This is a genomic window from Alteromonas sp. R7, from assembly GCF_055755235.1.
The window spans coordinates 594,076-612,469 of the sequence record NZ_JBVTQX010000002.1 but is presented as its reverse complement, the minus strand read 5'-3'; the positions used below and the strand labels follow the sequence as shown (position 1 = coordinate 612,469).

The following is an 18,394-nucleotide window of genomic DNA, read 5'->3' as shown; positions in this document are numbered from 1 at the left end:
ACCATGAGTACTCCGATATTGATTTGCGATGACTCAGGCTTCGCAAGGCGCCAGATGGCGCGCAGTTTACCTGATGGGTGGGACGTGGATATTTCGTTTGCCGAGAATGGTGAGCAAGCCCTCGCGCTTGTTCGCGAAGGCAAAGGCGATGTGGTGTTTCTCGACTTAAACATGCCGGTAATGGACGGTTATCAAACCATGGAAGCCATTCGCCAACAGGATCTTCCTTGCTTGGTGGTTGTCGTTTCCGGTGATGTACAAGCGCAAGCGCGAGAAAAAATGCTCGCTCTTGGTGCCCTGGATTTCATAAGAAAGCCAATTGATAACGAAAAACTCAGCCACATCCTAGCCTCTTACGGGATTTACAGTGGCGAGAGACATTCTTCTGGCGCGAGCTTACAAAAAGCGCAAGACGATAGCGACTCAAATGCCGTTTTAGCCAAGCGCCAGATGAGTAAAGAAGATCAATTAGACGCATGCCGTGAAATGGTCAATATTGCCATGGGGCGTGCGGGTGAGAATCTTGCTCAACTGCTAGGTGAATTTATTGATTTGCCTATCCCAAACGTCAACTTAATTGAAAGCAACGAACTGTCTATGGCGGTTGCGGAAATTAATCGTAACGACAGTGTGTCGGCAGTTTCAAAAGGCTTTATTAGTGAAGGTATAAGCGGCGAAGCGCTGGTCATTTTTACCGACACAAATTCTCAAAACATCGTTGAACTATTAAAGTATCCGCCGTCAGCTTCCTCAGACCAACTAGCGCTAGAAGCACTAATGGATGTTTCCAATATTCTTATCGGGGCCTGTTTAAACGGTTTGTCAGAGCAGTTAAATGTCGCCTTTAGCCACACGCATCCGGTGCTACTGGGGCAGCACCAAGGACTATCAACGCTTTTAAGTGATAACGTGCAGCGATGGGGCAAGCTCATGGCTATCGAAATAGGTTATGCCATTAAGGCCAGAGATATTTCCTTTGACCTGCTGTTGCTATTTCCTGGTGACGCCATGAACCATATCTATTCTCGGCTGCTCGATGATGACGCTGTCACACAAGACAAGGAAAGTATATGAATGCATCAACAGACGCACTTTCCACCGGTGCTTTAGCTAATTCTTCTCAAGTACCCGCAGAGCTTCTCGATTCCATTGAAGTGGGCATTGCAGTGCTAGACCGCAACTTCAACGTTCAAGTGTGGAACAAGTTTCTTGAAAACCATGGTGCAAAGAAAGCGGAAGCAATCATTGGAGACAGTCTTTTTTCTCATTTCCCGGAAATAGAGGAAAAGTGGTTGAGAACCAAAGTCGACCCTGTGTTCAATTTGAAGAGCCCGGTGTTTATTATTTGGGAACAGCGCCCTTACTTGTTTAAGTTTGGTTGTAATCGTCCTGTAACCAGCGCTGCAGAGTTCATGTACCAAAATGTGACCATGTTCCCTATTGTTGATAAGCGCGGCAACGTAGAGCGGTTTTGTATGCTTGTTTACGATGTCACTGAGCAGGCGCTTGGTAAGCGTGGAATGGAGCATCTTAACGAAGAGTTGAAAACAGCGAGCCGCGTGGACGGTTTAACTGGGCTATATAATCGTCGCTACTGGCAGGAACGCTTTGATGAGATGCACAAACTTTGTGTGCGCCGAGAAAAGCCAAGTACTGCGCTTATGCTCGATATCGACCATTTTAAACGTATTAACGATACTTATGGTCATCAGGCTGGGGATAAGGTGATTAAGATGTTAGCAGCGCTAATTAAGCGCTGTGTGCGAGAAACCGACCTTGCAGGGCGCTACGGCGGAGAGGAATTTGCCATTATTCTGAATGACTCTTCGGTTGAAGATGCCAAGATAGTTGCCGAACGCATCAGACAATTAGCAAAGCGTTTAGTGGTAGAACACGAAGGTGAGTCAATAAGTTTCACTGTTAGTTTAGGTCTTGCACAATTCTCTCCTGACTTTAAAGGAGCGATGGCATGGCTTGAGTGTGCTGATCAGGCGCTTTATGAAGCAAAAGAAAACGGCCGAAATCAATATCGCATTTATGCAGCGCCTAGCGCATTATAGCGCTAGGCGTAGGGTGTTTTTGAGCTCTTGAAAGGTAACAGGCTTCACTAAGTGGTATCGAATACCTGCCTGCAGCGACGCTTCTTTATCGCTTCTGTGAGCATTCGCCGTAAGGGCGATGATTGGAAGGTCAGGGTGACCTTCTTTCATTATTTTAGCGACTTCCAAGCCATTGATATCTGGTAAGTTGATATCCAGCAGTACACAGTCAAACGCATTTTCACTCACTCTAATAATAGCGTCGTCACCGGTGTAACTCACGGTAACTTCGTGACCCATACATTGCAGCATATACCCCACCATTTCTGCATTAATGGGCTCGTCTTCTACCAGTAACACGTTGGCCTTTTTCGTTGTTTCAACAACTCTTGCGTTACTTGCTGTGAGGTGATGGAGCGCATCTACAAACCGGTTTCTATCTATGGGTTTTACAAAGCTTTGATAGATGGGGAGTTCACTGTTTGCGATAATGTTGGCAATATCTGGGGTTGCTGACAGCACAATAACGGGCGGTACCCGTTCACCAAAAATCGCCTTGAGCGTCCTCACTAGCTCAAGACCATTCATGCCCGGCATGTACAAATCTGCAATAATGCCTGAAAACTGAAGTATTTCTTCGTGCAGATTAAGCAAGTTCGCACCAGATGAAAACGTGCGTGCGCTAAAGCCCTCTTTGGTAATAATTGATTGTAAATGCAGCCTAGATATCTCTAAATCGTCAACTACGGCGAAGGTCGCATTAGACGGTGCTGAATTTGTAGCGGGAAGGTCCTCAATAGGTTTCAGAGGCAGTAAAATTTTAAACTCTGTACCAACTCCAACTGTACTGGTTACCTGTAGTGCACCGCCCAGCTTATCAACGCTGCGTTTAGCTACAGACAAGCCAATTCCTGCCCCCGGGAAGCGCTGACCAGTTGAGTGTTCACCGCGATAGAAGCGTTCAAACATGCGCTTTTGCGTCGCCTCATCAATTCCTATTCCAGTATCACTAATTATAATAACGAGAAAAATCCCTTGGTTTTTCACCAAGGTTGTAACGGTGACGTCAATCAGTCCATTAGCCGTAAATTTAACGGCGTTATCAAGAATGTTAACTACTACTTTAGAAAGGACGACAGGATCCGTTTCTGCGTAATGGGGCACACTGTGACTACAGTGCATATTAAATTCGATTTTTTTGTCTTTTACGCGTACAGAAAACGGCGAGATACATTCGTCGAGCAAGCTGATTAGGTCGACATCTGAAAAGTGCAGGTCGTCTTCAGTGTTATTGGTTAATACATCGGTAAGGTTGTTGGTAAGATTAAGAAGTCGATAGCTGGATTGTTCAGCCTGCTGAATTAGTCTGGTGCGCTCTTCTTCCATGTTAGGAATAAGTTCAAGAGCACTGATAATTGCACTTATTGGCGCTCTGAATTCATGACTAATCAGTTGCAAAAACTCTTTGTTTTGCAAATCTCTATCGTCATCCACAACGGCAAGTCTCAACTTCGATTTACCAAACTTTTTAGGCGACTTGTTTGCGTTACTTTTGTAAAAAAAACATGCAATAAAATACCAAAGTACAATGACGACTGCGCCCAAAATAGTAGTGAGAAGCATCTTATTGCGCAACGCCTGAATACGCAGTAACAACGCGTTTTCTTCCGCCTGCATGGCATTGACCATAGGCAGCAGGCTAAATTGCTGCTGAATACGTTGAGTTGCATCGTCTGTCGGCAACTCAATAAGAGTATAAAGTAAATCTAGTGTGGTTTGCGCGACCTGCCGTGCAGACGCGCTATTCAATCCTTCTTTTGCTATTGCAAAGTCTCTCTCGGATAAGACGGTGGGCGAGATAGCTTGACCTGCACTACTGCGAAGGTATTCTGATATATCTTGAACGGTGACCTGTAGCTCGCGCTTTAAAATAGTATAATTCGCGGGGCCAGAAAACGCGCTGCTCTCCACCTGAAACGTAAACTGATTGATACTAGACTCAGTGGCAAGAATATTGTCCTCTAAATAACTCTGCTGCTTTAAGGCTGCTATGAGAGCTTGTTGTTTGCTCATCAGCGCGATTAAAACCGCAATGACAACCATAGCGATCAACAGTGCTGTAACACTCACTTTTGAAAAAGTGAATGTCCGCGAAATTGATGATGATTTGCGCTGCGACTGGCCAGCCTGGTTTGAGCTCACGTTCATCCTTGCAAGTAATATGCGGTAGAGATACCTACCTTAAATGTAGGCAACTAACGCTAACTTGCAAGGAAGTAGAATAAAATTACGGTGACTCAACGCGCTTTATGTGGTGCCTAATTGAATACAAAAAGCAAAGGCTGGGAATTACCATGACTGCTGTGAGAATAAAGAACAAGCTCCAATTGCCTTCAAGACTATCTACAACAAAGCCGCTGCTAGAAGCGACCAAAGTTCTGCCTGCAACACTCAGGGAGGCCATGAGTGCGTATTGGGTTGCACTAAACGCCCGATTACACAATAGTGAGATAAACGCGACCATGGCAACGGTGCTCCAAGCCCCTGTAAAACCATCGACAATAACGGTTATGGCTAAAAGAGATGTGGAAGGGCCTGTTTGCGCGATCAGTGCAAATAGTAAGTTAGACGCGGCCATGGCCACACCCGCAATCATTAATCCGCGGTAAATACCGTAGCGAATGTTAACCAACCCACCTAACAGTGAAAACACAATGGTTACCCACCAGTTGAGCAATTTTGAGTAAGTAGCGATATCGCTATTAGAAAAGCCAATTTCTTTATAAAACACGATACTCATGCGGCCTAGAAAGGCTTCACCGATTTTAAATAGAAAGATGAACAGTAAAAACGACGCCGCTAATTTAACGCCGTTTCGATTGAAAAATTCGGCGAATGGCGTGACAAGAGTAGTTTGTATCCAGTGAAAAACGGGAGACTGCTTTGTATCTTTGGCTGTTATCTTTTCAAGTAAGGCTTCGCGGTCAATTTGTGGCTCGTTCGCTAAATACGTGGCGCACATTAATAAAGCCATGAGAGCACCGAGTAAAAGATAAATGTTTGGCCAAGTCCAAGATGTCATGTCAGCCAAGAAGAACGGGATAGCACCAAGCCCGCCATAACCTGTCCACCAGCCAGCGGTGGCTACTGAAGACGCAGCTGACATGCCGTCTTTGTCGTCTTGGGCAATACAGTCAATGCGAAAACCATCGATGGCGATATCTTGCGTGGCTGAGGCAATAGCAATAAGCAAACCGACTAATGCAACATAAAACAAATCTTGGTCTGCAGTGAGTTGAGACATCACTAAACACAGCAAAACTACACAGCCTTGCATAGCGAAAATCCAACCTCGTCGTTGACCTAATAGTGGGGGCTTGATTTTGTCGACAAGCGGAGACCAGAGGAAATTAAAAGAGTATGTCGCGAAAATAATGCCGAATAAGCCGATGGCCGAGCGAGACAAACCTTCATCTTTGAGCCAAGCAGATAGCACTGAACTAATCATGATCCAAGGGAAGCCACTGGAAATGCCGAAAAGAAATATACTGAGGTATCGTTTGTCGTTAAACGTTTTTAAAGCGTTGAGCAAAACTGCGGCCTTAGGCAAGAATACAAAAGCATATTGAGCCATGAACCACAGTGAGAAGCAATAACGCGTTGAAGTGAAAATTTTACTATGGACGAATGCCTACGCAGTCGAGTGGGCAATGACCCAAACCTTCAAGGAAATTCACGCAGTTATTTAGTTCATCTACAAGAAACTGGTCGTTAATTAGCTTATCTTCATTCCAATAATGCACTTGGTGAAGTAAATGCCAAAAAACCCGTTCTTTTTGTGTATAGGGCTGCGTTAAGGTGTAATCAATTTGCCCCCATTCTTCCATACTATCCCAAAAGAATAGCTCGATCTCCTCGATAGGAAGCTCTCCTTGCCAAAATGCTCTCAAATAGAAACACAGCTGCTTTGCTTTGTTATCTACGAAATCTTGAACACTCACAAGTAACTCAACCGTTTATGTTTGCTAAAAGTATTATAGTTCATAACAATCTTACTGCTTAGGACAGAGGCTTGCTATTTACACCATTAAATTTAGGTAATTGTTTTGGATACTAATTTAGCGTAATCGGTTAATTATCGAATTACCAGCCTAGGTGGCGAGTCCAACCAATAGTGCTATTTGCAACTATCTGAATATGAGGGGATTTCTGAAACTCCTTTATACTAAAGGCTAATAAATTGCTGGGAATAATTATTTGTCGATAGTGCATCTTTAGTGCGTTTTTTGCGCTAATCTTTCGTTTTTGCGTGGTACTGTTCGCCCAATCGTTAAATCCACTTAGTGACAGATCCAATATTGGAAAGCTGGACTGCGCTATATTATCTATAACTAATGTATTCGTTGATTCTTCTGGCCAAAAAGGTGAAATGGCTACGAAAGTGTCTGGATGAAGTTGAGGCTGTTGCTCTACGACGGACAAGTAAGTTGTGGCCAGCATGCCTTGTGCAATGACCATACGGTAGCCTGAATTGTCTTGTAAATAATTATTCAATGCATTGAGTTGTAAACTCAGCGCTGAAGTTGCTGATTCAAAATTGAGATACTGCGTAAGTTGATTACTTCTGGGGTGGATATTTTGGGCTGACATAGACGTAGTTTCAGAGTCTGATATGTCGGTGTTTGTAGATTCAGCAGGTAGATTCTGCTGGGACGTGACATTGACCGGCAAATTAAACGGACTTATCACTACATTCCAGCCTTTTTCTGCAAGCATGTTGGCAAGGCTATTTCCCTGCGCGAGCGTAAGGCTAGAGGGAAAAGGCTCGGTGAGTATGATAGCCACACCCAAAGGTAATGGTGTTTGCGCTTCAATTTCAATAATTGGGGATTCAACTTCTCCAATCATCAAAGGTTTCACTTCTCCAGGCAGATAGGCGTGACTAACATCTGTGAAAAAGTCACAGTGAGCTGTCATAGGCAATAGTGAAACAATAACAGCAAATGTTAAAAGGAGAGCGTGCCTTTTCATAAAATGTGGTTTGCCTTTACCTTAATCTGGATCTATTCAGCTTTGACAGCATCAAATTAATTCGTACATCAAGCGTATACGAAGGTTATCGGCAGGGTGCGTTAAAACTAAAATGGAGTCTATTGATAAAGTTGAGTAGCGTTAGAACGCTACTCAATACTTTCTGAGAGCGGCTTTGGGCAAAACGGACTAAAAGGGTTGGCGACATTAAAGTGCAGCCAATGCCCAAGTGTCGGGTGCGAAAGACTCAAGCTTTCAGCATGAAGCTGTAAACGAGGCGCCATGGATAACGCTTCTTCATGGGCATAGAGTCTATCTCCCAAAATAGGGTGACCCAAAGCAAGCATATGTACTCGCAGTTGGTGAGAGCGACCGGTAATAGGATAAAGGGCAACGAGAGAATAGGGTCGCTCTTTTTCATCCAGTGTGCGCTCAATGACGTCAAAGTGCGTTACGGCTTTTTTACCGCGCTCGAAGTCTACCATTTGCTTTGGCCTGTTTGGCCAGTCGCAAATAAGGGGAAGGTTAACCTCTCCGCTGTCTTGTTCTACATGCCCATGAACACGTGCGAAGTAGCGCTTTTTAGTTTGACGTAACTCAAACTGTTTCGAGATATGGCGATGGCTGTCTTTATTAAGCGCCAGCACCAAAATACCCGAAGTCGCCATGTCTAAGCGATGCACTACTGTGGCGGTGGGGTACACACGGTTCACCCGGCTAATCAGCGAGTCGCGGTGCTCTAATGCTTTGCCCGGAACGCTCAATAGCCCGCTAGGTTTATGCGCAACCACCATGTCCTCATCTTGATACAAAATATCAAGATAAGGTGTCATCGGTGGGTTATAAACAAAACTTGGGTTCGCCATTATATTATGTACTCGTTACTTCACAGTCGATTTTGAATGTTTAACCTTTCGAGGCTACGGGTTATTTACCACAATACGAATGGCGTCCAGCTGAACATCTGCATCCTGAATAACTTTATCAAGGGCGTTCATTTGCGTTTCAATAAACTCAATTTCGCTGTCACGTACTGCTGGGTTACGCTTTTGAAGATCGCGTAAGCGCTGTATTTCTTCGTTAAGCGTGCTGTGCATGCTGTTAAGTGCGTCGTGTTGCTTTTGGTTGGCTTGCTGATGGGCAAGCTTACGCGCCTTTTCAATGGCAAGCTCAAGCGGCTGTTGCAAGGCTTTTAGAAGCTGAGCCGAGATCTTACGTCCAATTTTACGCTTAACGTCGAAGCTCAATTCAGACGGGTTTCCTTGCGCATCTAAACACACGCGCACGGGCGTTTGAGGTAAGAAGCGACCCAACTGAAGCGCTTTAGGCGCTTGCGCTTGCAGCACAAACAACGCCTCAACCCAATAAGCGCCTTTTGGCAAAGACGGCTCGGCAATAAAGCCCATGCTGCTTTTTCCGTGTACGTCGGTGAGTACTACGTCCATGGCGGTATGCACAAGTGGATGATCCCAACTTAAAAACTGTACGTTTTCTAGCGTGGTGGCTACACGGCGCTTGTAAGTAACCGTCATGCCTTCTGGGTCAAGACCTGGAAGCTGGCTCACCATCGACTCGGTTGGCATAAGAATAAAGCAGTCATTGCCTTTTTCATCCTGCTGAACACCGATAGCATCGAATACGCGGCCCATAAAGCGGGATAAATCCTGTTCGCTATCAAGGGTAATAATGTCTTCAAGCAGTTGTTCTACGCGGCCCTCTCCCGAAGCATTAAGCTCTAGAAGACGATCGCGACCGGCTTCAAGCTGCGCCACGAGCTGGCTATTAAGCGTAACACTCATGTTCACTAGCTCATCACGGGCGCTTATATCGTCAGGGTGTAAGCAGGCACCAATAAGCAATGGCTTCACGTCGTCAAACACACCAGAGCCCGTGGGGCAGGTCTTTTCGAAGGCATTCAGCCCTTCGTGATACCAATCTAGTAATACGTGCTGCGCGGTTTTCGCTAAATACGGCACGTGAATTTGTACGGTTTGGGTTTGGCCAATACGGTCAAGACGACCAATACGTTGTTCAAGCAGATCTGGCGTAATAGGCAAATCGAACAGCACCAAATGGTGAGCGAACTGGAAGTTACGGCCTTCGCTACCAATTTCACTACACAGTAGAATTTGTGCGCCGTCTTCCTCATCGGCAAAATAATGAGCCGCTTTGTCGCGCTCCACAATGCTCATGCCTTCGTGGAATACACTGTGGCGAATACCGGTTTGCGTGCGAATAACCTCACCTAACTCTTGCGCTGTACGGGCGCTTGCGCAAATAAGCAGAATCTTTTCTGGCTTAACGCTTTGCATGAAATCAAGCAGCCATTCAACGCGCGGGTCTTGCTTGGTCCAGCTGTTAACCACGCTTGCCATACGTTCAGGATACAGTGAATAGGTTAAGTCGCCGCCGCTCACGGCATCTGAATAAACCTCAGGCAAAGCCAGTTCGTAAGCGCTTAATTTACGCATCGGAAAGCCTTCGATATTGGCGCGGCGGTTTCTAAACAGCATACGGCCTGTGCCGTGACAATCGATAAGTTGGTGCAGCAGCGCATGGCGATTTTCCGGCGAGCTTAAATCACCCACATGTTCCATTACGTCAGGCGCGAATTCTGCGAGTTTGCTGCGTTGTTTGTCGTTAGGCTCGGCGTCTGAAAGTAATGGCGCTACCGCATCGGCCAGTTGGCTGTATTTCGATTCTTCATCTAAGAATGCATCGTAGCTATGGAAGCGAGCCGGGTCGAGCAGGCGCAAGCGGGCAAAGTGGCTTTCGTGACCAAGTTGATCAGGCGTTGCGGTAAGCAGTAATACACCAGGTGTTTGGTTTGCCAGCGCTTCCACACACAGGTATTCGGCAGAGCAAGCCTCACTTGACCACGCAAGGTGATGGGCTTCATCGACAACCATTAAATCCCATCCTGCAGCTTGAATTTGCTGCTGGCGTTTTTCGCTCTTGCTTAGGAAGTCGATACTGCAAAGTACCAGCTGGTCGTTTTCAAATGGATTCACAGCGCTCGCGTCAGATATTTCGTCATCTTGTAAGCCTTCGCTCTTCTCTATAGCCTCGCAGCGACTTTCATCGTAAATGGCAAAAGGAAGGTTAACGCGGCGAAGCATTTCAACTAACCATTGGTGTATGAGCGAGTCTGGAACCAAAATAAGCACGCGCTCTGCGCGGCCTGTTTTAAGCTGCTGGTGAATAATCAACGCGGCTTCAATGGTTTTACCAAGACCTACTTCATCGGCAAGTAATACGCGAGGTGCGTGTCTGCCGCCTACCTCTGACGCAATGTGGAGTTGGTGCGGAATAAGCGATATGCGCGCACCTGCAAGACCAATGGTGTTTGAACGTAAGTAATCATATTGATGATCTAAAGCACGCTCGCGCAAATCGAACCATTTAGGGTTGTCTAATTGCTGACTGAACAGGCGCTTTTCAGGTTGGTTCAAGCGAATGTGGCTGTCTAGCATGGTTTCAGGTAATCGCGCTTGCGCTTTGGTGTCTTCGCGAAGCCCGTGATAGATGAAAAGATCTTGGCTTTCTTCTTTTTCAGTAATGGTCATTTCCCAGCCGTCTTGGCTTTTGACCGTTTCGCCAATTTCAAAAATTAGTCGCGTAAGCGGCGCATCTTGCTTAGTATACTTTCGCGCTTCGCCTGTTGCTGGATACAACACTTCGACAGAACGGAAGTCGCTACCAATAACGACACCTAACCCCAGCTCTATTTCTGTGTTGCTTAACCAACGCTGACCAACTGAAAATTGACTATCTGAACTCATAAATCACCAACCTATTTTTCGGGGGGCGGTATTGTACGCATTGCGTTGTGATAAGTCATTAATACTAGCTCATTTGATTTGCGGTTGCAGGTGGGGGGATTGAGTACCTGTGCCCTGCGTTAACAAGACGATTAGCACTAGTAGGCCTTCTTTGCTTCACAACGAGAATGCTGGTAGCAAAAGAATAAGAACGTTGACGTGCCCATCAGGCTTGCTTTGTCACAGGGTTGGCGTAAAACTGTCGTATAACTGACCATGGATATTTCTTACTGTTAACCGCGTTACGTTTTTAACGTATGTGAATCGCAGCTAACAGGAGGAAGCGCGAGATGGATATGAAAGTAGACAGTCAAAAGCTTATACAACTTCGCAATGCTAGGGCATGGAGTCAGCAGCATCTGGCAGATGTGTCTGGATTGAGTTTGCGTACTATTCAGCGAATTGAGAAAACACAATCTGCATCACACGATTCAATAGGCGCACTTGCTTCAGTTTTCGAAACGACGCCCGATGCGCTTTTAATGGGTGAAACCCACGCCACTACAAGTCATGCTCAAGGGCAGCCAACCTCGCAAACTTCTACTGCGGGCGAGAATGCCGCAGCTCATCATTCAATTAAGCTGCAGGGTGACCGGCCAACGTCGTTGAATCCCCAACATGTTTTTTGGATCACGCTAGCGCTCGCCATCAGTTTGTTTGCTGCTATTTATTATGCGCAAACGGTCAATGCGAACAATGGTAGCAACCAAGTAATTGAAGCTGGCAAGCCAGTTAATGTCAGTAGCGAAGTCCTTGAAGATGCAACAAGTTGGCTGGAACTTATCGACAGCGGTGAATATGAACAAAGCTGGAAAGAGAGTGGGGCTATTTTTAGAAGCGGTATTTCAATAGCTAAATGGACTGAGGCGATGCAGCTAGTCAGGGAGCCATTGGGGGCAGCCAAGTCGAGGGAAATCGCGTTAGCACAAGCGCCAACTTCACTGCCTGGATTGCCTAAAGGAAACTACCTAATTTTGTCGTTCACCACTGACTTTGATTCCCAGACCACAATGAAAGTAGAGACCCTTTCTATGGTGGAAGTTGATGGCGAATATAAAGCAATAGGCTACTTCATTAAGTAGCCTACTCAGGTAACTGGTACAAAGTTTCAATTCCTTGAATGGCTTTGAAAGCATCATCGCTCGTTGCATTGTTGATGGCTTTGATAAGTTCAGGTGCATTGTAGGGTTCTAACAAGGTTAAGAACGTCGCTGTGCCAGGCGGCATGCCACTATTCACTGCTTTTTGAAGTCGCTTCCATACGGTGAACAGCGACTCTTCACCTAACGTTTTTTGTTGCACCACGCTATCGATGGCGCGGTGCATTATCATTCCGCAAGAATAATAAAGATTGAAGTGCCCGTTTTTAAAAGCACGAGCCAGCGTTGTCTGCGCCAGCCCTTCAGTACAGCTCTCGAAAGCGCGGGTCATTCGGCTTTCAACGTAGCTATTGGCGTCTTCGTAGAGGAAGTTCATGGCGATTGCCGCAAAGTAGTCGGCGTTGCCCTCGTGCAGCCAAGACTGATCCTCGTTCTCTGATACACCTTCGGTACTGCCAGGCTGATATAAATGGGCGACTTCGTGAGCAAAGAACCAAAGTGTTTGGTTAACAAAGCTGCTGTTATTCGCCTGCTCATTTAAGTCTTGTCTGTTCCAATGCATAAATATCTGGTTAGGTAGTGTTCCACCTTGTGTAGAGTGATCGTCTACGTTTGCATAAGAGGCAAATAACATGGGCTTTTCGCCCTTAAGCGGATTAAGAGAATGGGAGAAAAACGCCATCATGTTGGGTATATTTTCTTCTAGCGAAGCTTTAATGCTTTCAGGAAGCCCGGGATCAATTAGGGCAACCACATCATCGGTAATAATTGGCTGTTGCTTACCCACATACACGACTCTTCCATCATTGTTATCTGTCCACGACACGCTGCTTTTCATTACTTTGCCATTCAACAATATGTGTTCATCACTGGGAACATTGAGTGTCAGGTGCCATTTATTATCTTCTTCAGTACAGGTATTAGCACAAGCAAACAGTCGCCCAGAGTGAAAGGCATTTCCACCATCAGAAAAAGGAGAAAATGGTGCGTAATCTTTACCCAGGTGTTTATAGGTGGGCGTCAGTAAAAATGACACGGTAGAGAGGGGCTTGCCTGACTTCGAACGTACAAGTTCTTGGTGTTTGACGTTATCAAAGACGATTTCTATGTCGTTGTCTTGCGCGAACCAACGTGTTGTTCTTGATGTATCTGGGTTTCTAACAAAAGCCAGCGTTTTGGCTGGCGTAGTCAATGTGTAGGTGACTACCCATTTTTCAGACGTGTCAGTCGTGCTTTTCTCAACCTTGATTAGAATGTTAGCAGGGGAAGAATCATTGTGCGCTTGGCTATTCGCCCATGCAATTTCGGCGTTAAAGTACGCTAGTAGCGATAACGTCATGCTTATGGCCGTTTTTATTTTTGTGATGTTAAGCCAATTCATAGCTGATCTTTCCCTGAGTGTTATTAATTTAAACGCATCCACTTTATTGAGGTGTTGTGGCATTGGGTTAGCACCCGTGTTTAGTTCACCGCTTCAACATGTACACCTTAGCCTATTTGGGTATCAAAAACGCAGCTAAAACTGCGCTAACTGTAGTTAAAGTGTGAGCATTTGTTACGAACCAAGTATGCCAGTTTCTTGTTTAATGCAGAATGGGAGCGCTGTGCTATCTCATATAACGTGAAAGGACTGTTCGTCGCTTCTCACTTGTTCTAACGAAAAATAAAAAAGAAAAAACAGTGCTAAATCTCAAAAACTGGATTATGGTGGAATTAAGGGTTCGCTAATTTAACAAACGAACCTTTGAGGCAGAAAGAGTAGTACTGCTTCTCAGTCGACGCGAGTAGGGGAAGAAGTCCTGTTTCGAGCGGCATTCTCCTACAACCGTAACTGTAGCTTGTTAGCGCGTGCGTTCATAAATGAACAATACGTCTAACCTGGCTTTATTTACCGGAGTGAAGGATGCCAAGAAAAAATTCTACCGATACTAAGATTTACGTCCTCGATACCAATATTCTGCTGCACGAACCTCACGCTTTTCTCTCCTTTAAAGAACATGACGTTGTTATTCCAATGACCGTATTGGAAGAGCTCGACTACATCAAAGACAGCAAAAAAGACGTGGCGCGTGATGCACGGGTATCCATTCGGGCAATGGAGGATTTACTCCACGACGCAACGCCAGAAGATATGCTAGCGGGTGTATCGATGGAAGGGTTGGGCGCGGGTCAAACGGCACCTACAGGGAGTCTATCTATATTCGCCGACCTCAACATGGTTGAGGCTCAGCAAGTGTTTACCAGCAACGAGAATGACAACCGCATTATTAACGTAGCGCTGCACTTGCAAAAGACGTTCGCGCCGCAAAAAGTGGTGTTGGTTACCAAAGACTTAAACATGCGCCTTAAAGCGAAAGGGGCAGGCCTCGCTCATGTTGAAGACTACCGCACCGACCAGCTAATTACTGACATCAAATATCTATCTCGCGGGTTTCATACCTTTGAAGGTAATTTTTGGGACAGCGTAAAAAGCGTGGATAGCCGCAGCGAAGGGCGCGACACTATTCACACTATCCCCAAGTCTATGTTGCCAGAAGCGTATGTAAACGAGTTTTTGCTCGACGAAACTAAACAGTTTGCAGGTTTAGTAGAAGAGATCACCGACGATCATTTAGAGGTGTTGGATTTAGGTTACGAACGCTTGATGGGTCGTCATGCCTGGGGCATCACACCCAAAAATATAGGGCAGGCCATGGCGCTTCATGCGCTGCTAGACCCACACATTGATATGGTTATTCTCACAGGCCCTGCCGGTAGTGGTAAAACGCTCCTTGCGTTAGCTGCAGCCCTTGAAATGGTGGTAGAGCGTAACATGTATGACAAAATCATTGTCACGCGAAGCACGCCGGAAATTGCTGAGTCCATTGGCTTCTTGCCGGGAACGGAAGAAGAAAAAATGTTGCCTTGGTTGGCAGCAATTACCGATTCTTTGGAAGTACTCCACAAGCATGACGAAAATACCAAAGGTTCTATGAATTACATCATGGAAAAAGCCAACATTCAGTATAAGTCGGTAAACTTTATGCGAGGCCGAAGTATTCAAAATGCGATTGTGATTTTGGATGAGTCGCAGAACTTAACCGCGTCACAGCTTAAAACGATCATCACACGTTGCGGTGAAGGAACGAAGCTGATAGTGGGCGGTAACTTGGCGCAGATAGACAGTAACTATCTGAGCGCAGTGACATCGGGGCTTACTTACTTGGTTGAGAAGTTTAAAGACTTCTCGGGCAGTGCCACCATTAACCTAGACGGCGTGGTAAGAAGTCGTCTTGCGAGTTTTGCTGAAGAAAATCTATAACCTAAGATAATGCGTAAATTGGTAGTATTGTTTTTATAACAGAATACTGTCCTCACTGTTATACTCCGCTGGTGGGAACTATCGGAGTATAACGTGGCTAAATACGAAGTTTTAGCTCACCAACTTAAAGAGCAGATTGAGCGCGGCGTGTGGGTAGAAAATGAAAAGCTCCCATCGCTTCGCAAACAGGCAGCACAAACAGGCTTCAGCCTAATGACAGTGCTGCACGCCTATCAGATGTTAGAAAGCCAAGGCATAGTAAGCTCCCAAGAACGTTCGGGCTTTCTGGTAACAGCTAAAGCGAGCAATGCCTCAAAAGAACGTGTACAGGCCACAGAAGCCGTCAGCATTAACGACTTTGTATATGAAGTGCTGCAGGCCTCTCGCGACCCCCACATGTTCAGTTTAGGATTTGCTTACCCCGACCCAAGCCTTTATCCAAGGCAACATTTAAATAAGTCTATTGCAGCTGCCGCCCAGCAAATTTCCTTGACCAGCGCCATGGATAATTTGCCTCCAGGTAACCTGGACCTTAGAAAAATCATCGCTAAGCGCTATGCCGCCAAAGGCGTGAATATATCGCCTGATGAAATCATTGTTACCGCTGGTGCGCTAGAGGCGCTGAACTTGAGTTTGCAGGCATGCACCACACCAGGAGACTGGGTGGTTGTCGAGTCGCCGGTGTTTTACGGAACGCTGCAGGCGCTTCAACGTTTAGGTCTAAAAGCGATTACTGTAACGGTATCAGCCAACACTGGATTGGATGTAGCTGCACTTGAGCGCGCATTTAAAAATCATAATGTGAAAGCCTGCTGGCTTATGAGCAACTTTCAAAATCCTGTTGGATACTCATTGAGTGACGTTCAAAAACAGCAGGTGGCCGCGTTACTCGATAAGTATAATGTTGCCCTTATTGAAGATGATGTGTATGCCGAGCTTTATGCTGATAAGCGTCCACCTCTGCCAATTAAGCATTTTATGAAAGAGGGAGATAGCATGTTGTGTTCATCGTTCTCCAAGTCTTTAGTGGCGGGGTACAGAATAGGGTGGGTCGCCGCAGGTAAGCGTGCCCTTGAAATACAAAAACAGCAGCTTATGAGTACATTGGCAACCAGTGCGCCGATACAGCTTGCGCTTGTAGACTATTTATCCACAAAAAATTACGAGTCTCATTTAAAGCAGCTGCGAAAAAAACTCATCGCTCGTAAGAAGACGATAACGGCGCTGCTTACCGACCTTCTATCAGACGTTGCGACTATTCATACACATAGCGGCGGCTATTTTTTGTGGGTGGAATGCCGGGGGCATGTTGATGCAATGGCTATTTATAAAGAAGCGTTGCGTTTACACATCACCATTGCGCCAGGAAAACTGTTTAGCTTAACCAATGAGTTTAACCATTGTTTTCGTTTAAATGCATCGTTTGCTCTGAATGAAGCGAAGCGCAATCAACTGCTTAAGCTTTCGCTATTTATAAAAAGTCTTTCATAAATAACGCGTTATCACTCTGTGTAACGCAAACCATAGTTTTTGCACATTCTGTAAAGGGCGCAAGTTTGAAACAAGAAAAACATACACCTTAAAAATCTGCGACTTCAAAGCCTACACCTTAAATATCTACGCCTTAAAAACTATTGCAACTGATCTATAAAGAAACCCCTAATCTGTTTCTATTTTAACGGCCTTAAATCCCTACCATTAGCGCAAAATTTTCGGAGAAAGCTAATGACGGCAGTTAAAATTCGGCAAGAAGACATCATTGCTTGTACACCCGTAGAAAGCAAAAAAATCTATATCCGTGAGGAAACTGGGCACTTTCAAAAAATACGTCGATACTTGAATATAGTATTAGTGACGCTGTTTGTTGCGCTCCCCTTTATTCAATACCAAGGACAGCAGGCGATTTTGTTTGATGTGGGGCGTCAAACCCTCACGCTTTTTACATGGGTGTTGTATCCACAAGACCTCATGATTTTTGCCTTACTGTTTATTCTTGCGGCTTTTGTTTTGTTTTTAGTCACCCGTCATTACGGGCGAGTATGGTGTGGCTTTACTTGCCCTCAAACCGTATGGACTCTGGCTTTCAATTGGGTAGAGCGCCGTATTGAAGGTACGCACAATCAAAGCAAGGCTTTAGATAAGCAGCCTAGCTCACTAACAAAAGTAGTCGTAAAGGGGGCAAAACACAGTGCATGGTTGGCATTAAGCCTTATTACTGCGCTGGTTTTTATGTCTTATTTCTATCCGGCATCTCGTCTTTATACGGAGTTTTTCACTTTCTCTGCGCCTGCGTTAATTTCAGGCTGGACAATGTTCTTTGCCGTTTGCACTTATGCCAATGCCGGTTGGCTTCGAGAGAAAATGTGCACGCACATGTGCCCCTATTCTCGCTTTCAAGCTGCGATGTTTGATAACAGTACGTCATTGGTTACTTACAACGAAACGAGAGGAGAAAGTCGCGGGCCAAGGAAGCGTTTTTCACAGCACAAAGACTTGGGCGATTGTGTGGATTGTAATTTGTGCGTTCAAGTCTGCCCAGCAGGCATAGATATTCGTGAAGGAATTCAGTACGAGTGCATTAACTGTGGCCTGTGTATTGACGCATGCGACAAGGTCATGGCCAAATTTGGCTATCCGCTCAAACTTATCAATTTTTCGCGAGCCGGCAGGAATTCTGGGCGTAAATTCACTAACTATCTTTACGGCGCCGCAATCATTGCCATACTGCTCGCAATGGGCGAGTGGGCTATCGACAGGCAGGACTTCGAAGCTTCAATTAGCCGTGACCGCAACGCGCTTTACAGAGAGAACAACGCGGGACACATTGAAAACACTTATACGTTAACCGTTTTAAATAAATCCCGCGTGGCCAAAACCTATGAAATTGCTATAGAAACGCCATCAGATATGCAGCTTATTAACGTACCGACTATAAACGTAGCACCAGGCGAAAAGCGAAATGTGCCGTTTTCAGTTGAAGCATTGTCGCCAATGGCTAATACCATGCAATCTGTTAGCTTTGTTATTATCGATAAATCTACCAACAGTGTGATTGGCAATGAAGTGATGTTCTATTCAGGGAATAACAGGCAAATGTAGATG

The 18,394-nt window shown here is 45.5% G+C and carries 13 protein-coding genes; 6 read left to right on the top strand and 7 right to left on the bottom strand.

Annotated elements, in window-relative coordinates:
- Positions 1–3 precede the first annotated feature (3 nt).
- Positions 4–1,074, top strand: coding sequence for a response regulator (locus tag AC0J2X_RS05435; RefSeq protein ID WP_061094163.1), 1,071 nt, complete (start codon positions 4–6; stop codon positions 1,072–1,074).
- A complete protein-coding gene (locus AC0J2X_RS05430) occupies positions 1,071–2,060 on the top strand; it encodes a sensor domain-containing diguanylate cyclase (RefSeq protein WP_081099330.1) in 990 nt (329 codons plus the stop codon). Before AC0J2X_RS05435 ends, AC0J2X_RS05430 begins: the two co-directional genes overlap by 4 nt.
- Here the strand turns inward: AC0J2X_RS05430 and AC0J2X_RS05425 are convergent.
- The 6 genes from AC0J2X_RS05425 to rapA all read right to left on the bottom strand — a co-directional run bounded on the left by AC0J2X_RS05425 (position 2,055) and on the right by rapA (position 10,852).
- A complete protein-coding gene (locus tag AC0J2X_RS05425; protein WP_472995838.1) occupies positions 2,055–4,247 on the bottom strand; it encodes a response regulator in 2,193 nt (730 codons plus the stop codon). The two genes, AC0J2X_RS05430 and AC0J2X_RS05425, sit on opposite strands and share 6 nt — an antisense overlap.
- Before the next feature lie 79 nt (positions 4,248–4,326).
- Positions 4,327–5,673 (bottom strand): AmpG family muropeptide MFS transporter, encoded by a 1,347-nt coding sequence (locus tag AC0J2X_RS05420; protein WP_069943709.1) that lies wholly within the window; start codon positions 5,671–5,673, stop codon positions 4,327–4,329.
- A gap of 43 nt (positions 5,674–5,716) precedes the next feature.
- Positions 5,717–6,040, bottom strand: a complete 324-nt coding sequence (locus AC0J2X_RS05415) for a hypothetical protein (RefSeq protein WP_014948188.1) — start codon at positions 6,038–6,040, stop codon at positions 5,717–5,719.
- A gap of 142 nt (positions 6,041–6,182) precedes the next feature.
- Complete coding sequence (locus AC0J2X_RS05410; protein WP_039224451.1) at positions 6,183–7,070, bottom strand: DUF3530 family protein; 888 nt, start codon at positions 7,068–7,070, stop codon at positions 6,183–6,185.
- A 149-nt stretch (positions 7,071–7,219) separates the two neighbouring features.
- Positions 7,220–7,936, bottom strand: coding sequence for a bifunctional tRNA pseudouridine(32) synthase/23S rRNA pseudouridine(746) synthase RluA (gene rluA / locus AC0J2X_RS05405; RefSeq protein ID WP_061094166.1), 717 nt, complete (start codon positions 7,934–7,936; stop codon positions 7,220–7,222).
- Positions 7,937–7,990: 54 nt separating this feature from the next.
- Positions 7,991–10,852, bottom strand: a complete 2,862-nt coding sequence (rapA, locus tag AC0J2X_RS05400) for an RNA polymerase-associated protein RapA (RefSeq protein ID WP_472995837.1) — start codon at positions 10,850–10,852, stop codon at positions 7,991–7,993.
- Positions 10,853–11,181: 329 nt separating this feature from the next.
- On the opposite strand from rapA, the gene AC0J2X_RS05395 reads away from it, so the two are divergent.
- Positions 11,182–11,973, top strand: coding sequence for a DUF4019 domain-containing protein (locus AC0J2X_RS05395; protein WP_171337542.1), 792 nt, complete (start codon positions 11,182–11,184; stop codon positions 11,971–11,973).
- Between the two features lies 1 nt (position 11,974).
- Here the strand turns inward: AC0J2X_RS05395 and AC0J2X_RS05390 are convergent, their stop codons facing one another.
- Positions 11,975–13,372 carry a gluzincin family metallopeptidase gene (locus AC0J2X_RS05390; RefSeq protein ID WP_416022457.1) on the bottom strand — a complete coding sequence of 466 codons (1,398 nt, stop codon included), beginning with the start codon at positions 13,370–13,372 and terminating at the stop codon, positions 11,975–11,977.
- A gap of 522 nt (positions 13,373–13,894) precedes the next feature.
- Here AC0J2X_RS05390 and AC0J2X_RS05385 point away from each other — a divergent pair.
- The 3 genes from AC0J2X_RS05385 to ccoG all read left to right on the top strand — a co-directional run bounded on the left by AC0J2X_RS05385 (position 13,895) and on the right by ccoG (position 18,391).
- Positions 13,895–15,292: a PhoH family protein gene (locus tag AC0J2X_RS05385; RefSeq protein ID WP_014978266.1), complete on the top strand. Its 1,398-nt coding sequence runs from the start codon at positions 13,895–13,897 to the stop codon at positions 15,290–15,292.
- A 93-nt stretch (positions 15,293–15,385) separates the two neighbouring features.
- Positions 15,386–16,783: an aminotransferase-like domain-containing protein gene (locus AC0J2X_RS05380; RefSeq protein WP_416022456.1), complete on the top strand. Its 1,398-nt coding sequence runs from the start codon at positions 15,386–15,388 to the stop codon at positions 16,781–16,783.
- Between the two features lie 234 nt (positions 16,784–17,017).
- Positions 17,018–18,391 (top strand): cytochrome c oxidase accessory protein CcoG, encoded by a 1,374-nt coding sequence (gene ccoG, locus AC0J2X_RS05375; RefSeq protein WP_069943714.1) that lies wholly within the window; start codon positions 17,018–17,020, stop codon positions 18,389–18,391.
- Positions 18,392–18,394 lie beyond the last annotated feature (3 nt).

Bases quoted from the DNA above. Each gene is read 5' to 3' on its own strand.
- AC0J2X_RS05435 (WP_061094163.1), top strand. From the start codon at position 4: ATGAGTACTCCGATATTGATTTGCGATGACTCAGGCTTCGCAAGGCGC.
- AC0J2X_RS05430 (WP_081099330.1), top strand. From the start codon at position 1,071: ATGAATGCATCAACAGACGCACTTTCCACCGGTGCTTTAGCTAATTCT.
- AC0J2X_RS05425 (WP_472995838.1), bottom strand. From the start codon at position 4,247: ATGAACGTGAGCTCAAACCAGGCTGGCCAGTCGCAGCGCAAATCATCA.
- AC0J2X_RS05420 (WP_069943709.1), bottom strand. From the start codon at position 5,673: ATGGCTCAATATGCTTTTGTATTCTTGCCTAAGGCCGCAGTTTTGCTC.
- AC0J2X_RS05410 (WP_039224451.1), bottom strand. From the start codon at position 7,070: ATGAAAAGGCACGCTCTCCTTTTAACATTTGCTGTTATTGTTTCACTA.
- rluA (WP_061094166.1), bottom strand. From the start codon at position 7,936: ATGGCGAACCCAAGTTTTGTTTATAACCCACCGATGACACCTTATCTT.
- rapA (WP_472995837.1), bottom strand. From the start codon at position 10,852: ATGAGTTCAGATAGTCAATTTTCAGTTGGTCAGCGTTGGTTAAGCAAC.
- AC0J2X_RS05395 (WP_171337542.1), top strand. From the start codon at position 11,182: ATGGATATGAAAGTAGACAGTCAAAAGCTTATACAACTTCGCAATGCT.
- AC0J2X_RS05390 (WP_416022457.1), bottom strand. From the start codon at position 13,372: ATGAATTGGCTTAACATCACAAAAATAAAAACGGCCATAAGCATGACG.
- AC0J2X_RS05385 (WP_014978266.1), top strand. From the start codon at position 13,895: ATGCCAAGAAAAAATTCTACCGATACTAAGATTTACGTCCTCGATACC.
- ccoG (WP_069943714.1), top strand. From the start codon at position 17,018: ATGACGGCAGTTAAAATTCGGCAAGAAGACATCATTGCTTGTACACCC.